This is a genomic window from Mesorhizobium sp. B1-1-7, from assembly GCF_006442705.1.
Taxonomy (GTDB): Bacteria; Pseudomonadota; Alphaproteobacteria; order Rhizobiales; family Rhizobiaceae; genus Mesorhizobium; species Mesorhizobium opportunistum.
The window spans coordinates 145,657-165,445 of sequence record NZ_VFWQ01000010.1 but is presented as its reverse complement, the minus strand read 5'-3'; the positions used below and the strand labels follow the sequence as shown (position 1 = coordinate 165,445).

Below are 19,789 nucleotides of genomic sequence, written 5' to 3'. Positions count from 1 at the left end.
CAGTCCTTTGCTAGCTGCCGGCCGCGTTGAGCTTCTGGCGATACTGCTCGGCGTCCCAGTTGACCAGTTCGTCGTTTTCGGCGGCGGTGAGATAGTTCAGCCGCGCCGCGACGTCGACGCGTGCCGTCACGTCGGCGAGGCAACGCTGCATGGCGTCGGCGCCGGCGCTGGCGTCGCCGCGCATCAGGACGCCGGCGCCGGGAAACAGGATCGCCACGGGCACGGCGCCGAGCCGCGCGACGACGCCGGCCGCGTCCTCGCCTGGCTTGGCCACGACCGAGCCCCGGCCGAGGAAGATGACATGGTCCGGATAGAGGCTGCCGGCCTCGGCCATGCGGCGGCTTTCCGGATCGAGCGCGACCGCATGCGCCTCGATATCCGCCGGCAATCGGTAGACGCTGTCGCCGGCAAGCGTTGTCAGGGCCACGATGTCTGGCGCGGCGGTAACGCGTGCCGGCCGCGCCAGCAGCGACCGGACGCGGCGCAGCAGAAGGTCAGCCTCGGCCACGGTTTCGGCGGCGACGACCAGCCCGTGATTGCCAAGGATCAGCACATCGACACCGGGCCGCAGCTTCTCGGCAATGCCGCGGGCGAGCGGCAGACCTGGACGGAAATAGGGGACATAGGCCCATTCGATGCCGCCCAGCCGCCTGGCGACCTCGGCCTCGCCATTGGCCTGCACGGCAAGCGAAATCGTGTCTACGCAGTGGACATGCAGAACCACGCGCTGCGGCATCAAGGCGTGCACCGTAGTCTCGATCGATGGGCGCAGGCCGCGCGGATTGAGTTCATCGACGGCAAAGGCCTGCGGCTTGTCGGCGGCCGGGTTGCGCTCTTCGACCGCCTTGAGCAGCGGCGCCATCGCCACCGGCACCATGATGTCGTCGCTGAGCGCATCCTTCAGCCATGTGCCCGAAGCCTTGATCCACAGCGTGCCGCCGGCCTTCAGCGAGGTGTTGCCGCCCGCCGCCTGGGTCATGTGCGGGTTCAGCCCGATGCCGGCCGAAAGCGCCCGCAAGGCAGCCAGTTCCTGTGCATCAGCCTGGTTTGCCATGGCGCCTTCTTCTCCCTGCACGAAATCCCGTCGCCGGGACCGACATTTGGCGGAGATATCGCAGATATGAGTGATCTACGTCAACAGTGATCTACTATCCTCAAAACAGCTTGCAATCCGACTAATGTTGAGTAAGTTGCACCAAATGCCGCGGGAAAATGGCTTTTCGGGAGGAAAGTGTTGAGCGACTTCGGCCGCCAGCGTCAGATCGTCGAACTGCTGCGGGACCGCCCGTTCGCCTCGGTGCGCGAGCTGCAGGAGCGGCTCGGCGTTTCGGCGGCGACGGTCAGGCGCGATATCGACAGGATCGACGAAGCCGGGGAGGCGCGGAAGGTCTATGGCGGCATCTCGGCGCTCGACGGCGCTTCCCATGCGGGCGTTGCCTATGCCCGGCCCTATGACGAGAACCGTGACCTCGCCGTCGAGGCCAAGCGGCAGATCGCGGCCGTTGCCGCGACCATGGTGCGCGACGGCGACGCGGTCATCGTCCATGGCGGCTCGACCTGTTTCCATCTCGGCGTCAAGCTCGCCGAGCGCAACATCCGGCTCTACACCAATTCGATGCCGCTCGCGGCCTATCTCAGCGATCACGGCCATTGCAGCCTGACGGTTGCCGGCGGCGAGCTGCATCGCGAGCCCGGCATCATCCATTCGCCGACCCAGGCCACCCCCTTCTACGCCTCGAAATTCTTTCTCGGCGCGCAAGGCCTCAATCAGGAAGGGCTATTGGAGTCGCACCCGCTGCTGGTGCGCTCGATCGTCGATCTCAGCCTGTGCGCCGACCAGATCGTGGTGCTGGCCGACAGCCGCAAGCTTTCCATCCACGCACGCAATGTCTCGCTGCCGCTGTCGCGCATCGGCACGCTGATCACCGATGATGGCCTCTCCGATACCGATGCACGCATGCTGGAGGACGCAGGCGTCATGGTGCGGATTGCTTCCACCTTGGGAGCCGTCCCATGAAACTGGCGGTGCTCGACTTCGGCAAGACCAATTCGAAGCTGTTCGTCTTCGGCCAGGACGGACGCATCCTCGATGAGCGCCGGACCCAGCCGAAATGGACGCGCCAGAACGGCTTCAGCGTGCTCGACGAGGCCGACCTCCACGATTGGGCGCTCAGTGCCGTCACTGACGCGGTCGACAACCATGGTGTCGAAGGGGTGATGGTATCCGGCCATGGCTGCACCTTTGCCCTGGTGGACGATGAGGCGCTGACGCATCCAATTCTCGACTACGAGCAGGAGCCGCCGGCCGAGATCGCCGCTCGGATCGATCCTCGCATTCCCGATTTCGCCGAGACGTTCTCGCCGCGCCTGCCGCTCGGTTTCAACTATGGCCGCCATATGCTGTGGCTGCAGGAGGTCGATCCCGACGCATTCGCGGCGGCGACATCGATCCTCGGCTATCCGCAATACTGGAGTTGGCGTCTCGGCGGCAGGCCGGTTTGCGAAGTGTCCTATCTCGGCTGCCATTCGCATTTGTGGGCGCCGCGCAAGCGTGATTTCTCTTCGCTGGTGGATACCGAAGGCTGGCGCGGCCGGATGCCGGCGTTCGCGCGTGCCGGCGCCGTCATCGGCGAGCAGCGTCTGGGCGGCGCGGCGCGGCCGGTCGCCGTCCACAACGGCGTCCATGACTCCAATGCTGCACTCCACGCCTATCGCCGGCAGGAACTTGGCCCACTGACCGTGGTGTCGACCGGCACCTGGGTCGTCGTGCTCAATCCCGACTGCCCGCTCGACGCACTCGACCAGGATCGCGACATGCTGGTCAATGTCGATGTCGACGGCGGCCCGGTGCCGACCATCCGCTTCATGGGCGGGCGCGAATTCGCCGCCATCAGCGATGGCTGGCAAGGCGCGATCCCGAATGGCTCGATCCAGCAGGCAATCGGCGCAGGCATCATGGCGCTGCCGAGCTTCGCGCCGGGCGGGCCGATGCCGGATCGTCCCGGCCGGCTGCTTGGGCGCATGCCCGATGCCGGGGAGCGCGCGGCCGTGGCACTGCTCTATGTCGCACTGATGGTCGATCTCTGCCTCGACCTGATCCATTCGCAAAACACTGTCATCGTCGATGGCGGGCTGAACGTTGGCGGACTGCTTGCCGGACTGCTGGCGCAACTGCGTCCCGGCCAAGCCTTCATGCAGGGCGCCTCGCTGGAGGGCAGCGCCACGGGTGCGGCAGCGCTCGCCTTCGAGAGTGTCGGGCGTGAATTCGCCGCCGAGGTACCGGGACCGGTGACAGCGGCGCGCTTCACCGGCCTTGCCGGCTACCGCGACGACTGGCGCGATCTCGTCGCCGGCCGCGGCACGGCGGGCAAAGCGGTAGGAGGCGCGCGATGACCGCGACAGCCAAGCCCGAAACGACACGTCAGCCTGTGCTGGAGATGCGCCACATCTCCAAGACCTTCGGTGCGATCCGCGCCTTGCACGATGTCTCGCTCAGCGTCCATGCCGGCGAGTTGCACGCGCTGATGGGCGAGAACGGCGCTGGCAAGTCGACGCTGATGAAGGTGCTGTCGGGCGCCTATCGGCCGGATCCGGGCGGCGAGATCCTGATCGATGGCGTGCCCGCCGCGACCGGCGATCCGATCAAGGCGCGCGCTGCCGGCATCGCGGTGATCTATCAGGAGCTGTCGCTGGCGCCCAACCTGACAGTGGCGCAGAACATCTTCCTCGGCAACGAGCCGCGGCGTTTCGGCATCGTCGACCGTGAGCAGTGCAACCGGCGCGCCAGCGAGATCGTCGGCCGGCTCGGCGTCTCCTTCTCGGCGCGCGTCCTGGTCTCCAGCCTGTCGCTCGGCGAGCGCCAGCTGGTCGAGATCGCCCGCGCTTTGTCGACCAATGCGCGCATTATCGTCATGGACGAGCCGACGACGTCGCTGACCTCGCGGGAGACCGACCGCCTGTTCGAGGTGATCGCGACGCTGAAGGCGCAAGGCATCGCCATCATCTACATCAGCCATCGCATGGAAGAGGTCTACCAGCTCGCCGATCGCGTCAGCGTGCTGCGCGACAGCGGCTATGTCGGCACGCTGGAGCGCGCCGACCTCAACGCCTCGCGGCTGGTGTCGATGATGGTCGGCCGCGACCTCTCGGCTTTCTACAAGAAGGACCATCGCCCGCCGGACGAAAAGCGCGCGATCGCGCTCTCGGTGCGCGGCATGTCCGACGGGCGCCTGCTGAAGAACTGTTCGTTCGACCTCCACAAGGGCGAGGTGCTGGCCCTGGCCGGTCTCGTCGGCTCCGGCCGCACCGAACTCGCCCGGCTGATCTTCGGCGCCGACCAGCGCAGCGCCGGTACGGTTGAACTCGACGGCAAACCGATCTCCATCGGCTCGCCGCGCGACGCGCTCGAGGCCGGCATCGCCTACCTCACCGAGGACCGCAAGGAACTCGGCCTGTTCCTCGACATGTCGATCTCCGACAATATCAGCATGGGCGTGCTGGCCAGGGACGCACGGGCGGGCGGATTCCGCGACTTCACCGCAGCCGATCGTCGCGCGGCAAAGGCCATTGCCGACCTATCGATCCGCACCCGCTCGGCGCAGGCCAATGCCGGCTCGCTGTCGGGCGGCAACCAGCAGAAGGTGCTGCTCGCCCGGCTGCTGGAGACCGAGCCGAAGGTCGTCATCCTCGACGAGCCGACTCGTGGCGTCGATGTCGGCGCCAAGTCGGAGATCTACCGGCTGATCGACAATCTCGCCAACCAGGGCATCGCCATCCTGATGATCTCCAGCGAATTGCCCGAGGTGATCGGCGTCGCCGACCGCGTACTGGTGATGCGCGACGGCGTCATATCGGGCGAGGTGACGGCATCCGGGGGCGAGCCGCTTCGTCAGGAAGCGATCATGGAACTTGCGACGGGAGCGGCCCAGGAATGATCGACAGAACGACCGACAAGACGACCGGGACGGCGGCAGTGGACCAGGCGGCGGTCAGGAGCCGGCGGCTGCGCACCGTTTTCGCCGCGCTTGGCATGCTGCCGGTGCTGGTGCTGCTGGCGGGCGGCTTCCAGTTCATCAATCCCCGGTTCCTCACCCAGACCAACTTGTTGATCGTCACGCAGCAATCGTCGATCAACATCGTGCTCGCCGCCGGCATGACCTTCGTCATCCTGACCGGCGGCATCGACCTGTCGGTCGGCTCCATCCTCGCCGCCTCGGCGATGGTGGCGGTGCTGGTGTCGCTGGTGCCGGACTGGGGCCTGCTCGGCGTACCGGCAGCCATTCTCGTCGGCCTCGGCTTCGGCCTCATCAACGGGCTGCTCGTCGCCTACATCAAGCTGCCGCCCTTCATCGTCACGCTCGGCTCGCTGACGGCGGTGCGCGGCGTTGCCCGCCTGCTCGGGCAGGACACGACAGTTTTCAACTCCGACCTGCCGTTCGACTTCATCGGCAATGGGTCGCTGTTCGGCATTCCCTGGCTGGTCGTCATCGCGCTGGCGGTGGTGGTGCTGTCCTGGCTGGTGCTCAAGCGCACGGTGCTCGGCACCTGGATCTACGCCGTCGGCGGCAATGCCGAGGCGGCGCGGCTGACCGGCATCAAGGTGCCGCTGGTGCTGCTCTTCGTCTATGGCGTTTCGGGCCTGCTCGCCGGCCTCGGCGGCGCCATGTCGGCGGCACGGCTCTACGCCGCCAATGGTTTGCAGCTCGGGCAGTCCTACGAGCTCGACGCCATCGCCGCCGTGATTTTGGGCGGCACCAGTTTTGTCGGTGGCGTCGGCTCGATCTGGGGCACGCTGATCGGCGGCCTGATCATCGCGGTGCTCTCCAACGGGCTCATCTTGGCCGGGGTCTCGGACATCTGGCAGTACATTATCAAGGGATTGGTCATCATCGTGGCGGTCGCCCTCGACCGCTACAGGCTCCAGGCAGGGGCAAGAACGTGAGTGACCTGGTCGCCGGCGCAAATGCCGGCTTGTGTAACGCACCGTGAGAGGCGCGGGCAATCGGAGGAAGTAAGCGTAATGAAGACCATCGCCAAACTGCTCTGCGGCGCCGCATTCGCGGCCGTCGCCATCGCGCCGGCATCGGCCAAGGATCTCAACAAGGTCGGCATCTCTGTCGGCCTGCTCGGCAATCCCTTCTTCGTCGCCACCATCAAGGGCATCGAGGACGCGGCCAAGAAGATCAACCCCAAGGTCGAGGTGACGTCGGTATCGGCCGACTACGACCTCAACAAGCAGGTTTCGCAGGTCGATTCCTTCATCGCCGCCGGCGTCGACGTGATCATGCTCAATGCCGTCGACGCCAAGGCGATCGCACCGGCGGTGAAGAAGGCGCAGGCCGCCGGCATCATCGTTGCCGCGTTCGATGTTTCGGCGCCGGGCGCGGATGTCACCGTGATGACCAACAACGTCAAGGCCGGCGAGGAGGCCTGCCAGTATCTGGTCGACAACACCGGCGGCAAGGGCGACTACGTCATCCTCAACGGCCCGGCGTCGTCGTCGATCCTGGAGCGGGTGAAGGGCTGCAAGAACGTGCTCTCGCAGCATCCCGACATCAAGATCCTTTCGGACGACCAGAACGCCGAAGGTTCGCGCGACGGCGGCCTGAAGGTATTCCAGTCGCTGCTCACCCGCTTCGACAAGATCGACGCGGTGTTCGCCATCAACGATCCGACGGCGATCGGCGCGCAGCTTGCCGCCAAGCAGCTCAACCGTTCGGAATTCATCATCACCGCGGTCGACGGCGCGCCCGATATCGAAAAGGAGCTCGCTTCCGGCAAGTCGATGATCAAGGCCTCAGCCTCGCAGGATCCCTATGTGATGGCCGGCCAGTCGCTGACCATGGCAGCCGAGCTGTTGGCCGGCAAGAAGCCTGCGGAGGCCACCGTGCTGCTCGATCCCAAGCTGATCACCGCCGAGAACCTCAAGGACTACAAGGGCTGGACCGCGGCCCGCTGATCATTTCAACAAGCGCGGCCGGTTGATTCCGGCCGCGCTCATCCTTTTCGCTGCAATCCGGAGACGATCATGTCGCGCATCGGAATCCATTCTTTCGTCTGGTCGGCAAGCTCGGCGCAAGGCGAGCTCGAACGCACGCTGGCCAACACCAGGGAGGCCGGCTTCGATCTGATCGAATTTTCCTATCTCGACCCGGCCGATGTCGACATTGGCGGGCTTGCCAAACGCATCGCCGATCTCGGGCTCGGGGTGGCGATCAGCATCGGACTGCCCGCCGACGGCGACATATCGAGCGCCGACAAGGCGGTCGCGGCGCGCGGCGTCGAAATCCTCAACCAAACCATCGCGCTGACGCGCGACCTTGGCGGCCGCAAGGTCGCCGGCATCCTGTCGACCAGCCACGGCTTGCAGGTCGAGGCGCCGACACGCGATCAATGGAACCGCAGCGCGGCGGCGCTGGCCAAGGTTGCCGAGACGGCCAAGGCCGCCGGGGTCACGCTCAATCTCGAAATCGTCAACCGCTTCGAAAGCAACCTGCTCAACACCGCGGCGCAGGGGCTCGCCTTCATCGAGGACACCGGCTCGGACAACATCTTCCTGCATCTCGACACGTTCCACATGAACATCGAGGAGGCCGATGTCGGGCTCGCCATTCGCCACGCGGCAGCCAAGATCGGCTATGTCCATATCGGCGAAAGCCATCGCGGCTTCCTTGGCACCGGCAATATCGACTTCGCGGCGATCTTCGATGCGCTGACGGCCATCGGTTATGCCGACGATCTCAGCTTCGAATCCTTCTCCTCGGAGATCGTCGACGAGAACCTGTCGAAGAAGACCGCCATCTGGCGCAATCTGTGGACGGACAACATGGCGCTCGCCAAGCACGCGCGCGCCTTCATCGGCCTTGGACTGGAGACGGCGCGGCGCAAGGCGGAACTCGTCTCGGCCACGCACAAGCCATAGTTTCGTTCGTCGAGGCGACTGTCCGGGATGTCAGCCGCTTGCGGTGGCATTGCCCGTTGCGGGTGCATCGGATATCCCACCGTGCAGGCAGATCACGCCAGCACAATTGACCAGACGGAGCCCTGACATGACAGACCAGACGATCTTCAAATTCGGCCCGGTCGAACACGCGGAGGCCGGCGATCTCGCCGGCTGGATCGTGGTCGAGGGCAGGCCGACCATGCAGACCGCCGTCCAACACACGACCGAGGACGGCAAGGTGATGTCGGGCACGTGGCGGGCGACGCCCGGCACCTATCACGCGACTTATACCGACTATGAGTTCGTGCACATGATTGCCGGCCGCATCATCATCACCCCCGACGGCGGCACGCCGGTCGAAGTGGGTCCCGGCGACGCCTTCGTGGTGGAAGCCGATTTCAAGGGCACCTGGAAGATCATCGAGCCAGTGACCAAGCATTTTGTGGTCAGGGTTGCCTGAGGCGGGGTGACCCGTCTGGCCGCATGAAAGTCCCGCCATGGTTCGCCATGGCGGGCGAATGCTCAAGCGAACGCCTTTCGTGCCTCTGCGGGGCTCTGCCGTCCGGCTTGTGGAACATTCATCTGGTGCCAGCGTTTGCTCGTACGCTGTCTTTCAGGAATGCACTGCAGGCCGCGAAGGGGTGCGCGCTGCCTTTTGGAGGCACTACCATGAGCCGCAACCCACAAAGCACGGCACGTGTTGCCGGCCATCCCATCCACCCGATGCTTATTCCGTTCCCGATCGCCTTTTTTGTCGCCACCTTCGTTTGCGACCTGATCTTTTGGCGAACAGGCAATCCGGGATGGGTCACCGCTAGCCTTTGGCTGCTTGGGGCGGGCCTGATAATGGCCGCCTTGGCCGCGCTTGCCGGCCTGACAGATGTCTTGGGCGATGTTCAGATCCGCAATTTGCGTGATGCATGGCTCCACGCTGGCGGCAATGTGGTCGTCGTCCTGATCGAACTCTACAACTGGTACTCGCGATACGCCCACGGCGAGGCGGCGGTGGTGCCCACCGGCGTGATCCTGTCGTTGATCGTGGTTCTCATCCTCCTGTTTACAGGTTGGAAGGGCTGGGAAATGGTCTACCGACACCGCGTGGGTGTCGCCGATGGCTCGGAGGAGGTGCGCTGACCCTGAGCCGCGGTAAGCGTGATCGCTGATCTGTGCATTTTCCTTCGCCGGGGCATCGGCCGGGCCACTCGGCTAATGAGTCGTGAAGGCGTCTGCGGCGTTATCCAGGCGGCCTTGACATCAGCGATATGGCACTCGCCAGCCAAGCGATCTCATCGATCCCTACCAGCTAAGTATCCTTGATACACCGGATTCATCCCCTAGTTCTTTCGGGGGCGCGGCAATCGCGAGGTTGCTCGGGCAGCGGCGGTTCGCGCCGTTCTGACTGCACGCCGCGGAAGGACGGTTGCGCATCCATGGAGGTCGTCTTGCGTCAATCGCGTGGATTCGCTTGTGCGTATTTCGTCATAGCTTGCTCGATCGCGGTGGTTTGCGCAGGAGCTGCAACCGGCGGTCAGCACGGCGGGGGGCAGGGCGGCGGCCATGGCTCTGGTGGCCATAGTGGCGGCGGAGGGCATGGCGCTGGCGGCCAAAACGGCAGCTCACAGAAAGGGACTAGCAACAATCCCGGCGGCTCCGGTTCGCCAGCGGACGATGAGACCAGCACAACCGGCACGACGACGGCCCCTGGGGCGGCCACTGCCACCGCTGTCGCGTCCGCGAGAGGCGGACAGTCGCTCGACCTCCCGGCTGCTCTCCAGCCTCCCAGCGACAGCAACACTCTATCAACGGTCAGCCGAATCGAGCCGCTGCCGGGCGTCCCGGATGAAGTCGTTCGGGCCTGCCACGATGCCATCGAGTCGGCAGCCGCCCGGTTTGGCGCGACCAGCGTGCGCGTCAGCAGCGCGGGTCTCGTACGTCAGTTGAGTCAGGATACGATCTCGGCTCCCGTTGAGGTCAGCATCGACTATCTACGGCAGGGCAGCGTGGAAACGCGGCAGGCGCCGGTCAAATGCGAATTGAATGCGACAGGCAGCGTGATCGGGCTGACATAGCGCATCGCGCAGAATTCCTCGCCGATAGGGCGTGGCATTCATCCTTTGCCCGAAATGGCAACAGGCCTCGCGCGTACTGCGAAGGGGTGCGGGCATTCAAAGATCATGGCCACAGAAGGGACCGCTCGGCCGGAAATCACTGCGATGTCGCGTATGTCGGCAAGAGCGAATAGGGAAGAGTGATAGAACGCACCCGTGTCACCCGTGAAGGGTTGCGTACCTTGCCAGTCTTCTGGCTGACGGCCTTCACCTGGCCGGTAGCTGCCGCGCGGGCAGAACGTGGCTTCGCAGGCGGCTCGATCTGCGCGCTGCGACGCTCAGTCCTGAGCCTGTCATTGTCCGCGCGCGCGGCGGTCAAGTCGCGGGCAAGAGAAACAGTGGCTTCGCGTTGCTCGTCCAGAGCCTCCTGCAGCTTGGCGACACGCAGCAAAAGAGCTTGGGTGGCCGCGCGTTCGATGCGAGCCTTGTCGAGATCCTGACGATTCAAGACGGCTGTAGCACGTTCCCGTGCCAGAGCCTGTGCCGTCTCGGTCGTGGTCTGCTCGGCACGCTCTTTCGCTGAGACTGCTCTGGTGCGCTCCTGTTCAGCCGCCTCGCGCTCGATGCGAGCCTGTTTCAGCTCCTCACCGGCCGATGCTGCTGCAGCGCGTTCCCGTGCCAGCGCCCGCTCCGCGTCAGCTGCGGTCTGCTCCACTTGTTGTCTCGCCTTGACCGCGCCGGTCAGCTCCTGCTCAGCCGCATCCGCACGCTTCGAGAGTGCGGCATTGGCCAGTTTCGCTTCGGCGAGATCGCCACGAAGCTGTTCCGACCTCCGGCGCTCGTCGTCGAGCATGCCGCTCGCCTGCGCCAGTGAAGCCCTGGCCGCGGCGCGATCCTTGGCGGCCCCGGTCTCAAGCTGTTCAATTTGCGCCCGCGCTTGCGATAGATCGCGCGCCTGCCTCTGCGCTTGCTGCTGCGCGAGACGAGCAGCGGGCATCTCCTTGAAGACATAGCTGGTGGCCTCGCCGACCAGCGTGCGGGCATCTCCCGCAATGCGCCCCAGCGCGTCAAGCGTTCGGACTGCCGCGAGTTCGTTGCGCAATCGTTCCTCGCGTGCATTGACGGCTGCCATGCTTGCCCTCAGCGTGTCGATCTGCTTGCTCGACTCGAGGAGTGCTCCCTGCAGGGCGGCGCTCCTGGCACGCTCGCCTTCCGCCGCCCGGTGTTCCTGGTCGGCCAATTGTCTCGCAGCGGCTGCCTGACCACGATCTGTCCCGGCTTGCGCCTGTTTAGCCGTGAGATCCGGGCCGAGCAATTCGACATTCGCCGGAAGCTCCAAGGGGTGCGAAAGATCTCGATTGGTCTGGCTTTGGGCTTGCGAAATGGCGGGGGCGCTTTCGACCGAGGTTTGTCTCGTCGTCGCATAACCAATCGGCGCGGCCAGACAAATGACGGCGAGGCCCAAGCGGAGTACAAGACCGATCGGCCTGCGAACCACAGGGGCTGAGGCAGGCGCCATGGCCCCGTCGGGTTCTCCCATCTGAGCCGTGAAATTCAAACCGGGATCCGCGGCATAGGCCAATGGAGCAATTTTTCGCGGTGAAGCCTTATGGCGCAATTGATCCCATGCCGACCCGCAAATCCGCTTCCCACGTTCCTTGATCGCGCTGATGGACGCTGCAAGCCGGCCAGGCCGAACTTTGTTCGGTGCAGGAGCACCGGTCTCGACCACCGACGAGCTCCCGCGAAGCTCGGACGTCATGTCGAAATGCTCGATTCGCACTCCGAACCGGGAGTAGTTGGCATTTTGAGCCCGAACATCCAGGTCGACGGTATCCAAGGGGTTGGCGACCTTGGAAGGAACAGGCTCGGCGACAAGGCCGGTCGGGCTTTCCCATTCCCAAGAAGCTTCGTCGGGGGGACCGGATCTGCCTTCGTCAGGCGGTGCAAGGCGGCGCCGTCGCACCGCGGCAAAGATACGCCAGAGCACAAGAAAGACGCCCACCGACACGAGCGTCACCACTGCGCCCAGAATGGCCAGATTTACGTCGTTCGCGTGAATTTCGGCAAGATAATTTGGCATTGCCGTGCCCGTGCGGTCTGGGGTGTCCCGTGCGGTCTGGGGTGTATTGTCAAGTTCGCAAAGCGATGTCTGGTCATTCGCCTTGACCAAGACCTTACCGCTCTCGAAGTGTCGCTTTCTTGGGCTCCTCCCGGCGCTATGCTAATTGTTGCGGATGGCGGGGCGCCGGTCGCGTGCCGATACATCGTCGACCAAGGACGCATGCAGGGCCCTGAAATGCCGATTTGCACCTCTGCATATCAGCCTTGCGAGGGTTCGCCGGTGCGGACAATCGCCATTTCCCGGCTCTGGACCGTCCATCATGAACAATAAACTAGGTCACAGCGCACCACGGTCAACCATCATATGCTGTTTGAACAATCGAGTGGAGTGAGAGGTGTCCGGCGGCAATAGCGTAGCTTGCTGAGCCGCCAGTTCCCGTTCGTCATCTTCCGCTGTTAATGGAGATGTCGAGGCCCAGACCGGCTGACGCTGGAAATCTCGATCGAGAGCTTCCAGGCAGTTCAATTTATAACCGCCACCGGCTTTATTTGTATCTGATCTGCTGATACGTAACCCGTGTGACGAGCGCGGGCCATATGTCGAATGAAATCATGGTTGTCGATCCGCTTGAGCGGCTCGACTTGTTGAAGAGCCTTGCGAGCGAGGTCCGGGTTCGAATTCTCGATCTGCTGCACCGCAAGGGGCCGAAAAACGTCAATCAGGTGGCCGAAGACCTGGGTCTTCCACAATCGACAATTTCGGCAAACATCCAGGTACTTGTCGATGTCGGTTTGATCGAGACGAAATCACAAAAGGCGCGCAAGGGAAGCCAGAAGGTATGCTATTCGACCTTCTCCGAACTGGTTGTCGTCTTCAAGGACCGCACTCCGGCGCAGGATCTCAGCGTCATAGAAGTGGCGATGCCGCTTGGACTCTATACGAGATGCGAAGTCTCCGCTCCCTGCGGCCTGTGTTCAAGGGACGGCGTCATCGGGCTGCTCGATGTGCCCAATACCTTCCTCGATCCTGACCGTATGCGGGCCGGGCTGCTGTGGTTCACGCGCGGCTTCGTCGAATACCAGTTTCCCAACAACGCGACGCTTGCCAATGCCAAAGTCGGCGGGTTGGAACTGGCGATGGAGCTTTCGTCCGAGGTGCCGGGCACATCGAAGGATTGGCCATCGGACATCACGGTCGCGATCAACGGACACGAGATCGATACCTGGACGGCGCCGGCCGACTATGGCGACAAGCGCGGCAAGCATACTCCCGGCTGGTGGAAACTAGCCGGATCGCAGTATGGCGACCTCGTCCACTGGCGCGTCACGAACAACGGCACCTATCGCGGTAATGACAAGGTTTCCAGATGCTCGCTGGCTGATCTGGAACTCGAGCGACACCGCTCGATCCGGATACGAATCGGCGTGAAAGAAGATGCACGTCACCCCGGCGGCATAAACATCTTCGGCAGCGGCTTCGGCAATTACAGCAACGACATCGTTCTGCGCCTGCTAAAGGCCTGAGAGCATAGACCCTTGACGGGCGGACGAACTCCGCCCTTAACTGACCCACGCCCCGGATATAAACCGGAAAATCGGATTGATAATCCGCAGTGGGAGGGATCATGAAGGCCAGAGTCACGGCGAACGCGGCCTACGCCGTCGCGGATATCGACAAACGTCTTTACGGCTCGTTTCTCGAGCATCTTGGCCGGGCGGTCTATACGGGCATCTACGAGCCCGGACATCCGCAAGCGGACGCAGAGGGGATGCGCAAGGACGTGATCGAGTTGGTGCGTGCGCTCGACACTCCGATCTGCCGTTACCCGGGTGGCAACTTCGTGTCCGCCTACAATTGGGAAGACGGCATAGGCCCCAAGGAGAACCGCCCGCGGCGGCTCGATCTTGCGTGGCGCACCACGGAGCCGAACCTGGTTGGAATCCACGAATTCGCCGACTGGGCCGAAAAAGCCGGCACCGAGATGATGCTTGCGGTCAATCTCGGTTCCCGAGGCCTCGACGAGGCGCGGGCCTTCGTTGAATACGTCAACCACCCGGGCGGCAGCTACTGGTCCGACCTCAGGGCCAAGAACGGACGCACGCAGCCCTGGAACTGCCGCCTCTGGTGCCTTGGCAACGAAATGGACGGTCCCTGGCAGGTCGGCCACAAGTCGGCGAGCGAATACGGCCATCTCGCAAACGAGACCGCCAAGGCGCTGCGCGGCCTCGACCCCACGGTTGAACTGGTCGTCTGCGGCTCGTCGCATTCCAATATGCCGACTTATCCCCAATGGGAAGCAACCGTGTTGGAGGCGACTTACGAGCAGGTCGACTACATCTCTCTCCACATGTATTTCGAGAATTACGAGAAGAATACGGCCGAATATCTCGCTCTCCCAGCCAAGCTCGACCGCTACATTGGCACGGTCGCGGGCATCATCGACTACGTGAAGGCCAAGACCCGCTCGAAGCGGGACGTGAAGATCTCCTTCGACGAGTGGAACGTCTGGTACCATCAGCGCAAGCGAGACGCCGAGCGTATGCGCGCCTGGGACTGGCCGGAAGCGCCCAGGCTTTTGGAAGACATCTACAATTTCGAGGACGTGCTCCAGGTCGGCTGCATCATCAATACCTTCATCCGCCGATCGGATATTGTTCGTATCGCCTGCATTGCGCAGCTGGTGAACGTTATCGCGCCGATCATGACCGAGCCCGGCGGCGGCGCCTGGCGGCAGACGATCTACTGGCCTTTCATGCTGGCCTCCAAGCACGGCCGCGGCACCGCGCTGCAGCTCGCGGTCGAGGTGCCCACCTATGACGCGGCCGCGGCCGACAAGGTGCCATGGCTCGACATTGCAGGCGTGCACGATTCGAACGCCGGCACGCTGACCTTCTTCGCAATCAACCGGCATGGGTCCGAGACGATAGAGGCCGACGTCGCCCTCGAGCGGTTCGCCGCCAAGTCCATCGAGCATACGATCATCCGTCATGACGATCTCGAGGCCTGCAACACGAAGGACGAGCCGGACAATGTAGCACCGGCCAAAGGTAACGGGGCAGCGCTCAGCAGCAAGGGAATGATGCTGAAGTTGCCGCCGCACTCCTACTCGATGGTGCGTCTGACACTCTGAGAAGATATCCGACTACCGGATATATACCGCAAAATCCGTTGCAGGCGGTTTGGTTTGGTGTAGCATTGAAATGTTCAAGGCGGATCTAACCGCCGTACTCGGGAGGAAGCTGAGATGAACTTTCGCAGGATGATGGCCATAGCGGTGGTTGCGGCCGGAGGATTTTGGGCCGTCGCGGCCCAGGCCGAAGAAACCGTCATATGGTGGGATTTCCTCGGCGGGGGTGACGGTGTGCGCATGAAGCAGATGATCACCGACTTCAACACCGCCCACGCCGGAAAGATCAAGATCGACGCCACGACGCTGGAGTGGGGCACGCCCTTCTACGCGAAGGTGCAGACCTCGGCCGCGGTCGGTGAGGCGCCAGACGTCATGACCTATCACGCCAGCCGCATCCCCTTGGCGGTGAGCCAGGAGATTCTCGAAGAAATCACCGCCGAGGACATGAGCAAGATGGGCCTCTCGGCCTCGGACTTCGCCCAGACGACGATGGACGCCGTGACGGTCGACGGCAAGCAATACGCAGTGCCGCTCGATACCCATCCAATTGTCCTGTACTACAATCGCGTCCTCTTGAAGAAGGCAGGCGTGCTCGGCGACGACGGCCGTCCGGTGGGCATGAGCAACAAAGAGGAATTCACCGCGACATTACAGAAGTTGAAGGATGCCGGCGTCGAGTTCCCGTTGGGCAGCGTCACCGCCGATGGCAACTTCATGTACCGCACCATTTATTCGCTGGTGTGCCAGCAAGGCGGCGAGCTTCTGACGGGCAAGGAGTTCCTCGCTGGCGACAATGCTGAAAAGCTGGCGAAAGCGTTAGCGGTTCTGCAAGGGTGGACGAAGGCTGGGCTGCAGTCGACCTATACGGACTATCCGGCAACCGTTGCCCTGTTCACCTCGGGCAAGGCCGCCATGATGATCAACGGCGTCTGGGAAGTTCCCACGATGACCGACCTCGCCAAGCAAGGCAAGCTGTTCGACTGGGGCGCCGTCGAGATCCCGGTGATCTTCGACAAGCCATGCACATACGCGGACAGCCACTCGTTCGCGATCCCGAAGAACAAGGGCAAGGAGATCAGCCCGGAAAAGCGTGCCGCCGTTCTCGAGGTGATCTCATGGATGGACAAGCACTCGCTGTTCTGGGCCACGGCAGGCCACATCCCGGCATACAAGCCAGTCACCGAGACGGCGGAATACAAGGCAATGGAGCCAAATGCGACCTACTCGACGCTGACGGCCAATATGATCTTCGATCCGAAGTCGACCAAAGCTGGCGTCGCCGGGCCGATCTTCGACATCATGTCCAATTATTTCGTGCCAACCCTCAACGGAGAGATGGACCCGGGCGAGGCGGTGAAATCCATCAAGGAAGAGCTGAACAGCATGTAGGGTCTCAAAGGCTGGGACCGCCCTGCCCAGGTTGGTCCCAGCCATGTTTGAGGAAGAGCCATGCTTCGCAACTCCCGCACTGAACGTCTTGTCGCGCTGGTGCTGGTCGCTCCCTTCCTGGCGATCTACTTGCTGGCGTTCGTCTATCCGACGGTTCAGATGTTCCGCATCTCCTTCACCGATGCGCCGCTGATCGGTGCGGGTCAGTGGGTTGGTCTCGACAACTACCTGCGGCTCGACAATGACCCGATGTTCCGGCGCGCGGTCTGGAACACTGCTTACTTCGTGCTGATGACGGTCGTCCCGGGAACACTCGTCGCCCTTTTGATCGCGCTTGGCGTGTCACGCCTCAAGGGCCGGTTCCAGGCGGGTGTGCTGGCGTTGTTCTTCCTGCCCTACATCCTACCGGTATCCGTGGTCTATCTGATCTGGGACTGGACATTGAATTTCCAGTTCGGGATCGCGATGCATGTGCTGGACTGGCTGGGAATCGCGCGAGTACCGGTCTTTAAGTCGCGCGCCTGGTTCTTGCCGGCGGTGGCCGGGGTGACGATCTGGTGGACCGCGGGCTTCTCGATCCTCCTCTTCCTCGCCGGACTGCGGTCCATACCAGCGGAGATCTACGAAGCCGCCGCGCTCGACAACTCGACGCGATGGACCACGTTTCGGCGTATCACCTGGCCACTGCTTTGGCCGATCACCTCGCTGGTATTGACCATCCAGCTCATCCTGCAGCTCAAGATCTTCGATCAGGTCTATCTGTTCTCGATCGGCGGCCGGCCGAACGACAATATGGTGCTCGTCTACTACGTCTTCCAGAAGGCTTTCCAGCAGAACCAGGGAGGCAGGGCGGCGGCTGTCGCCGTCACCCTCTTCGTGCTTGTGGTCGTCGTCTCGGTCCTGCAATTCCAGCTGCTCCGGTTCGCCGAAAGGCGGCGCCGATGAACGCCATGGCTGCGCGGCGCTGGAATTTTTGGGGCGGGGTAATTACGGCAACGACGCTCGCCTGGGCCATCCTGTGGGCGTTTCCGCTCTATTGGGGCGTGATCTCATCGCTCAAACCGGACGACGAAGTCGTCCGGCCCTACATCGAACTCTGGCCCGAGACGCCGACGCTGGAGAACTATATTGACGCCCTGACCACCACGCAGATCGGCACCTGGTACGTCAATTCGGTGGCGGTCGCGGTCGGCGTAACGGCCATCACCATCTTCATCTCGATGCTGTGCGGCTACGCGATCTCGCAGTTGCGGTTCCCGGGGCGGATCGCGCTATGGTGGTTGATACTCGCCTCCTTCATGGTCCCAATTTCGGCGCTGATCATCAATCATTTCGTGCTGGTCGCCAACCTTGGCCTGCTCAACACCTGGGCCGGAATCATGTTGCCGCAGCTTATCCACCCCGTCATCATCATCGTCTACAAGCAGTTCTTCGATCAGGTCCCGAAGGACTTCCGCGAGGCCGCGGTCATGGACAATGCGTCTGAATTCGGGATCCTGTTCAAAATCTACGTGCCCATGAACTGGGGGGTAACGACGGCGCTGTCGATCGTCTGTTTCATCTGGACGTGGAACGCGTTTTTGTGGCCGTTCCTCTCTGTGACCCGCACCGAGATGATGACGATCACCGTCGGCATCACGCAGGTCAATGACGCCTTCGGCGTCTACTACGCGCGCCAGCTGTCGGCAGCTGTGCTGGCCGGCCTACCGGTGGCACTGGCCTACCTCTTCTTCCAGCGCCGGGTAACCGAAGCGATAACGCTCTCGGCAGGTATCAAGGGGTAGCCTCGGCCCGCAAGCGAACCGCAATGCCAGAGGGCATGACCCTGCTCGGCGAATTCAGGCCGGGTCAGCGTGCGTGCCAGGTCGATCCGTCCGCGGCGAAGAGATGCAGGGCGGAGATGTCGAACTTCAGCCGAACGGTGTCGCCCGGCTTGACGCTCGAGAGCCCGCGATCTTGTGCCGTAACCTGCGTCCCATCGGCGAGCCGCGCATAGACGAGCGTTCGCTCGCCAAGGCGCTCGACAACGGTGGCCGTGGCGGATGTATCTTCGCCGTCGGAGACGACAGTCAGCGATTCCGGCCGCACTCCCAGTTCGCGCCAATCCATGTTGGACGGCGCGCCAGGAAGTTCGACGAGCGATCCATCCGTCAAGCGCGCATTGAGCCTGTCGCCTGAGCCCGAAACCGTAACGGGCAGAATGTTCATCGCCGGAGATCCGACGAAGGTCGCGACGAAGCGCGATGCCGGACGTGCATAGACCTCGTCGGGTCTTCCCATCTGCTCTATCCGGCAGTCGTTGAGGATCACAATACGGTCGGCGAGGGTCATCGCTTCCACCTGGTCGTGGGTGACGTAGATCATCGTCGACTTCAAACGTTGATGCAGCTCGGCAAGCTCGACGCGCGTACGGGCCCGAAGCGCCGCGTCCAGATTGGAGAGCGGCTCGTCGAACAGGAATGCCTTGGGCTCCTTGACGATTGCCCGCCCGATGGCCACGCGCTGGCGCTGCCCGCCGGAGAGCTGCGACGGCCGCCGATTGAGCAGCGCTTCGATCTCCAGGATGCGCGCAGCCTCAGCGATCCGCTGGCGTATGACATCCGGCGCGACACGAATGTTCCTCAGCCCAAAGGCCATGTTCTCCGCGACTGTCATATGTGGATAAAGCGCATAGTTCTGGAAGACCATCGCAACGTTGCGCCTGCCCGGCGCCAGGTTCTCCGAGCGCACCCCGTCGATCGTCAGCGTGCCCTCGTCAATGCTTTCGAGGCCGGCGATCATCCGCAACAGCGTCGTCTTGCCAGAACCGGACGGACCGAGAAACACGACCAGCTCTCCTGGTTCAATGTCCAGGCTGACGCCGCGGATCACTTCGACTGCGCCAAAGTGCTTTGATACGCCCGACAGCGCGATTCCCGTCATGCTTGCGATCCTTGTTTCCTCCATAATTTCGGATAAATACCCGATGTCAAGGAACGTGGGGGGCTATGGCACAATGAGCGCCCTTATCTCTGGTCCCCGGAACAGCTGCTTTCCAAGCTACCTTGCCAAAAAGCCGACCATCTGCAGGCCCCAAACACGACCCACAGGCAGACGGATTGTTCTCTTGAAAAAGACGGCGTCCATCCAAATCATAAAAGTCAGCGAAATTTGCCGTACTAAGTCTCTCAAAATTTCTCAGGAAAATGCGGCAGATTTCTCGCTAAATCCTTGAA

Annotated in this window: 16 protein-coding genes; 13 read left to right on the top strand and 3 right to left on the bottom strand. The window is 63.0% G+C overall.

The annotated features are described in order from the left end of the window. Positions 1 to 10: 10 nt before the first annotated feature. On the bottom strand, positions 11 to 1,054 hold the full coding sequence (locus FJ978_RS18790) for a class II aldolase/adducin family protein (RefSeq protein WP_140573249.1): 1,044 nt from the start codon (positions 1,052 to 1,054) through the stop codon (positions 11 to 13). A 180-nt stretch (positions 1,055 to 1,234) separates the two neighbouring features. Here FJ978_RS18790 and FJ978_RS18785 point away from each other — a divergent pair, with 180 nt between their 5' ends. The 8 genes from FJ978_RS18785 (at position 1,235) to FJ978_RS18750 (ending at position 9,076) form a co-directional block, all read left to right on the top strand. Next, the gene (locus FJ978_RS18785) at positions 1,235 to 2,017 is read left to right on the top strand and encodes a DeoR/GlpR family DNA-binding transcription regulator (RefSeq protein WP_013892742.1); all 783 of its coding nucleotides are present in this window, start codon (positions 1,235 to 1,237) and stop codon (positions 2,015 to 2,017) included. Beyond that, complete coding sequence (locus FJ978_RS18780; RefSeq protein WP_140573248.1) at positions 2,014 to 3,393, top strand: FGGY-family carbohydrate kinase; 1,380 nt, start codon at positions 2,014 to 2,016, stop codon at positions 3,391 to 3,393. Before FJ978_RS18785 ends, FJ978_RS18780 begins: the two co-directional genes overlap by 4 nt. Further along, the gene (locus tag FJ978_RS18775) at positions 3,390 to 4,934 is read left to right on the top strand and encodes a sugar ABC transporter ATP-binding protein (RefSeq protein WP_140573247.1); all 1,545 of its coding nucleotides are present in this window, start codon (positions 3,390 to 3,392) and stop codon (positions 4,932 to 4,934) included. Before FJ978_RS18780 ends, FJ978_RS18775 begins: the two co-directional genes overlap by 4 nt. Then, positions 4,931 to 5,941, top strand: coding sequence for a ribose ABC transporter permease (locus FJ978_RS18770; protein ID WP_140573246.1), 1,011 nt, complete (start codon positions 4,931 to 4,933; stop codon positions 5,939 to 5,941). Before FJ978_RS18775 ends, FJ978_RS18770 begins: the two co-directional genes overlap by 4 nt. 78 nt (positions 5,942 to 6,019) lie before the next feature. Further along, on the top strand, positions 6,020 to 6,958 hold the full coding sequence (locus FJ978_RS18765; protein ID WP_013892746.1) for an ABC transporter substrate-binding protein: 939 nt from the start codon (positions 6,020 to 6,022) through the stop codon (positions 6,956 to 6,958). A 69-nt stretch (positions 6,959 to 7,027) separates the two neighbouring features. After that, the gene (locus FJ978_RS18760) at positions 7,028 to 7,921 is read left to right on the top strand and encodes a sugar phosphate isomerase/epimerase (RefSeq protein WP_140573245.1); all 894 of its coding nucleotides are present in this window, start codon (positions 7,028 to 7,030) and stop codon (positions 7,919 to 7,921) included. 127 nt (positions 7,922 to 8,048) lie between these two features. Continuing rightward, on the top strand, positions 8,049 to 8,402 hold the full coding sequence (locus tag FJ978_RS18755) for a cupin domain-containing protein (protein WP_023763827.1): 354 nt from the start codon (positions 8,049 to 8,051) through the stop codon (positions 8,400 to 8,402). Positions 8,403 to 8,611: 209 nt separating this feature from the next. Continuing rightward, complete coding sequence (locus FJ978_RS18750; RefSeq protein WP_140573244.1) at positions 8,612 to 9,076, top strand: DUF2231 domain-containing protein; 465 nt, start codon at positions 8,612 to 8,614, stop codon at positions 9,074 to 9,076. A gap of 1,071 nt (positions 9,077 to 10,147) precedes the next feature. Here FJ978_RS18750 and FJ978_RS33245 read toward each other — a convergent pair. Continuing rightward, positions 10,148 to 12,163 (bottom strand): hypothetical protein, encoded by a 2,016-nt coding sequence (locus FJ978_RS33245; protein ID WP_246678164.1) that lies wholly within the window; start codon positions 12,161 to 12,163, stop codon positions 10,148 to 10,150. A gap of 488 nt (positions 12,164 to 12,651) precedes the next feature. On the opposite strand from FJ978_RS33245, the gene FJ978_RS18735 reads away from it, so the two are divergent. From FJ978_RS18735 to FJ978_RS18715, 5 genes are all read left to right on the top strand, one after another. Further along, positions 12,652 to 13,578 carry a transcriptional regulator gene (locus FJ978_RS18735; protein WP_140573243.1) on the top strand — a complete coding sequence of 309 codons (927 nt, stop codon included), beginning with the start codon at positions 12,652 to 12,654 and terminating at the stop codon, positions 13,576 to 13,578. 101 nt (positions 13,579 to 13,679) lie between these two features. Then, entirely contained in the window at positions 13,680 to 15,185 is a 1,506-nt protein-coding gene (locus tag FJ978_RS18730) for an alpha-N-arabinofuranosidase (RefSeq protein WP_140573242.1), read from the top strand. 114 nt (positions 15,186 to 15,299) lie between these two features. Further along, the gene (locus FJ978_RS18725) at positions 15,300 to 16,574 is read left to right on the top strand and encodes an extracellular solute-binding protein (RefSeq protein ID WP_140573241.1); all 1,275 of its coding nucleotides are present in this window, start codon (positions 15,300 to 15,302) and stop codon (positions 16,572 to 16,574) included. A gap of 60 nt (positions 16,575 to 16,634) precedes the next feature. Continuing rightward, positions 16,635 to 17,519 (top strand): sugar ABC transporter permease, encoded by an 885-nt coding sequence (locus FJ978_RS18720; protein WP_013892756.1) that lies wholly within the window; start codon positions 16,635 to 16,637, stop codon positions 17,517 to 17,519. Further along, positions 17,516 to 18,358, top strand: a complete 843-nt coding sequence (locus tag FJ978_RS18715) for a carbohydrate ABC transporter permease (RefSeq protein ID WP_140573240.1) — start codon at positions 17,516 to 17,518, stop codon at positions 18,356 to 18,358. Before FJ978_RS18720 ends, FJ978_RS18715 begins: the two co-directional genes overlap by 4 nt. 64 nt (positions 18,359 to 18,422) lie before the next feature. On the opposite strand, the gene FJ978_RS18710 is transcribed toward FJ978_RS18715, so the two are convergent. After that, complete coding sequence (locus FJ978_RS18710; RefSeq protein ID WP_140573239.1) at positions 18,423 to 19,496, bottom strand: ABC transporter ATP-binding protein; 1,074 nt, start codon at positions 19,494 to 19,496, stop codon at positions 18,423 to 18,425. Positions 19,497 to 19,789 lie beyond the last annotated feature (293 nt).

What these genes read in the sequence shown, in the direction of transcription:
- FJ978_RS18720 (WP_013892756.1), top strand. Translation starts at nt 16,635, where the DNA reads ATGCTTCGCAACTCCCGCACTGAACGTCTTGTCGCGCTGGTGCTGGTC.
- FJ978_RS18765 (WP_013892746.1), top strand. Translation starts at nt 6,020, where the DNA reads ATGAAGACCATCGCCAAACTGCTCTGCGGCGCCGCATTCGCGGCCGTC.
- FJ978_RS18755 (WP_023763827.1), top strand. Translation starts at nt 8,049, where the DNA reads ATGACAGACCAGACGATCTTCAAATTCGGCCCGGTCGAACACGCGGAG.
- FJ978_RS18760 (WP_140573245.1), top strand. Translation starts at nt 7,028, where the DNA reads ATGTCGCGCATCGGAATCCATTCTTTCGTCTGGTCGGCAAGCTCGGCG.
- FJ978_RS18790 (WP_140573249.1), bottom strand. Translation starts at nt 1,054, where the DNA reads ATGGCAAACCAGGCTGATGCACAGGAACTGGCTGCCTTGCGGGCGCTT.
- FJ978_RS18725 (WP_140573241.1), top strand. Translation starts at nt 15,300, where the DNA reads ATGAACTTTCGCAGGATGATGGCCATAGCGGTGGTTGCGGCCGGAGGA.
- FJ978_RS18710 (WP_140573239.1), bottom strand. Translation starts at nt 19,496, where the DNA reads ATGACGGGAATCGCGCTGTCGGGCGTATCAAAGCACTTTGGCGCAGTC.
- FJ978_RS18730 (WP_140573242.1), top strand. Translation starts at nt 13,680, where the DNA reads ATGAAGGCCAGAGTCACGGCGAACGCGGCCTACGCCGTCGCGGATATC.
- FJ978_RS18715 (WP_140573240.1), top strand. Translation starts at nt 17,516, where the DNA reads ATGAACGCCATGGCTGCGCGGCGCTGGAATTTTTGGGGCGGGGTAATT.
- FJ978_RS18735 (WP_140573243.1), top strand. Translation starts at nt 12,652, where the DNA reads ATGTCGAATGAAATCATGGTTGTCGATCCGCTTGAGCGGCTCGACTTG.
- FJ978_RS18780 (WP_140573248.1), top strand. Translation starts at nt 2,014, where the DNA reads ATGAAACTGGCGGTGCTCGACTTCGGCAAGACCAATTCGAAGCTGTTC.
- FJ978_RS18775 (WP_140573247.1), top strand. Translation starts at nt 3,390, where the DNA reads ATGACCGCGACAGCCAAGCCCGAAACGACACGTCAGCCTGTGCTGGAG.
- FJ978_RS18770 (WP_140573246.1), top strand. Translation starts at nt 4,931, where the DNA reads ATGATCGACAGAACGACCGACAAGACGACCGGGACGGCGGCAGTGGAC.
- FJ978_RS18750 (WP_140573244.1), top strand. Translation starts at nt 8,612, where the DNA reads ATGAGCCGCAACCCACAAAGCACGGCACGTGTTGCCGGCCATCCCATC.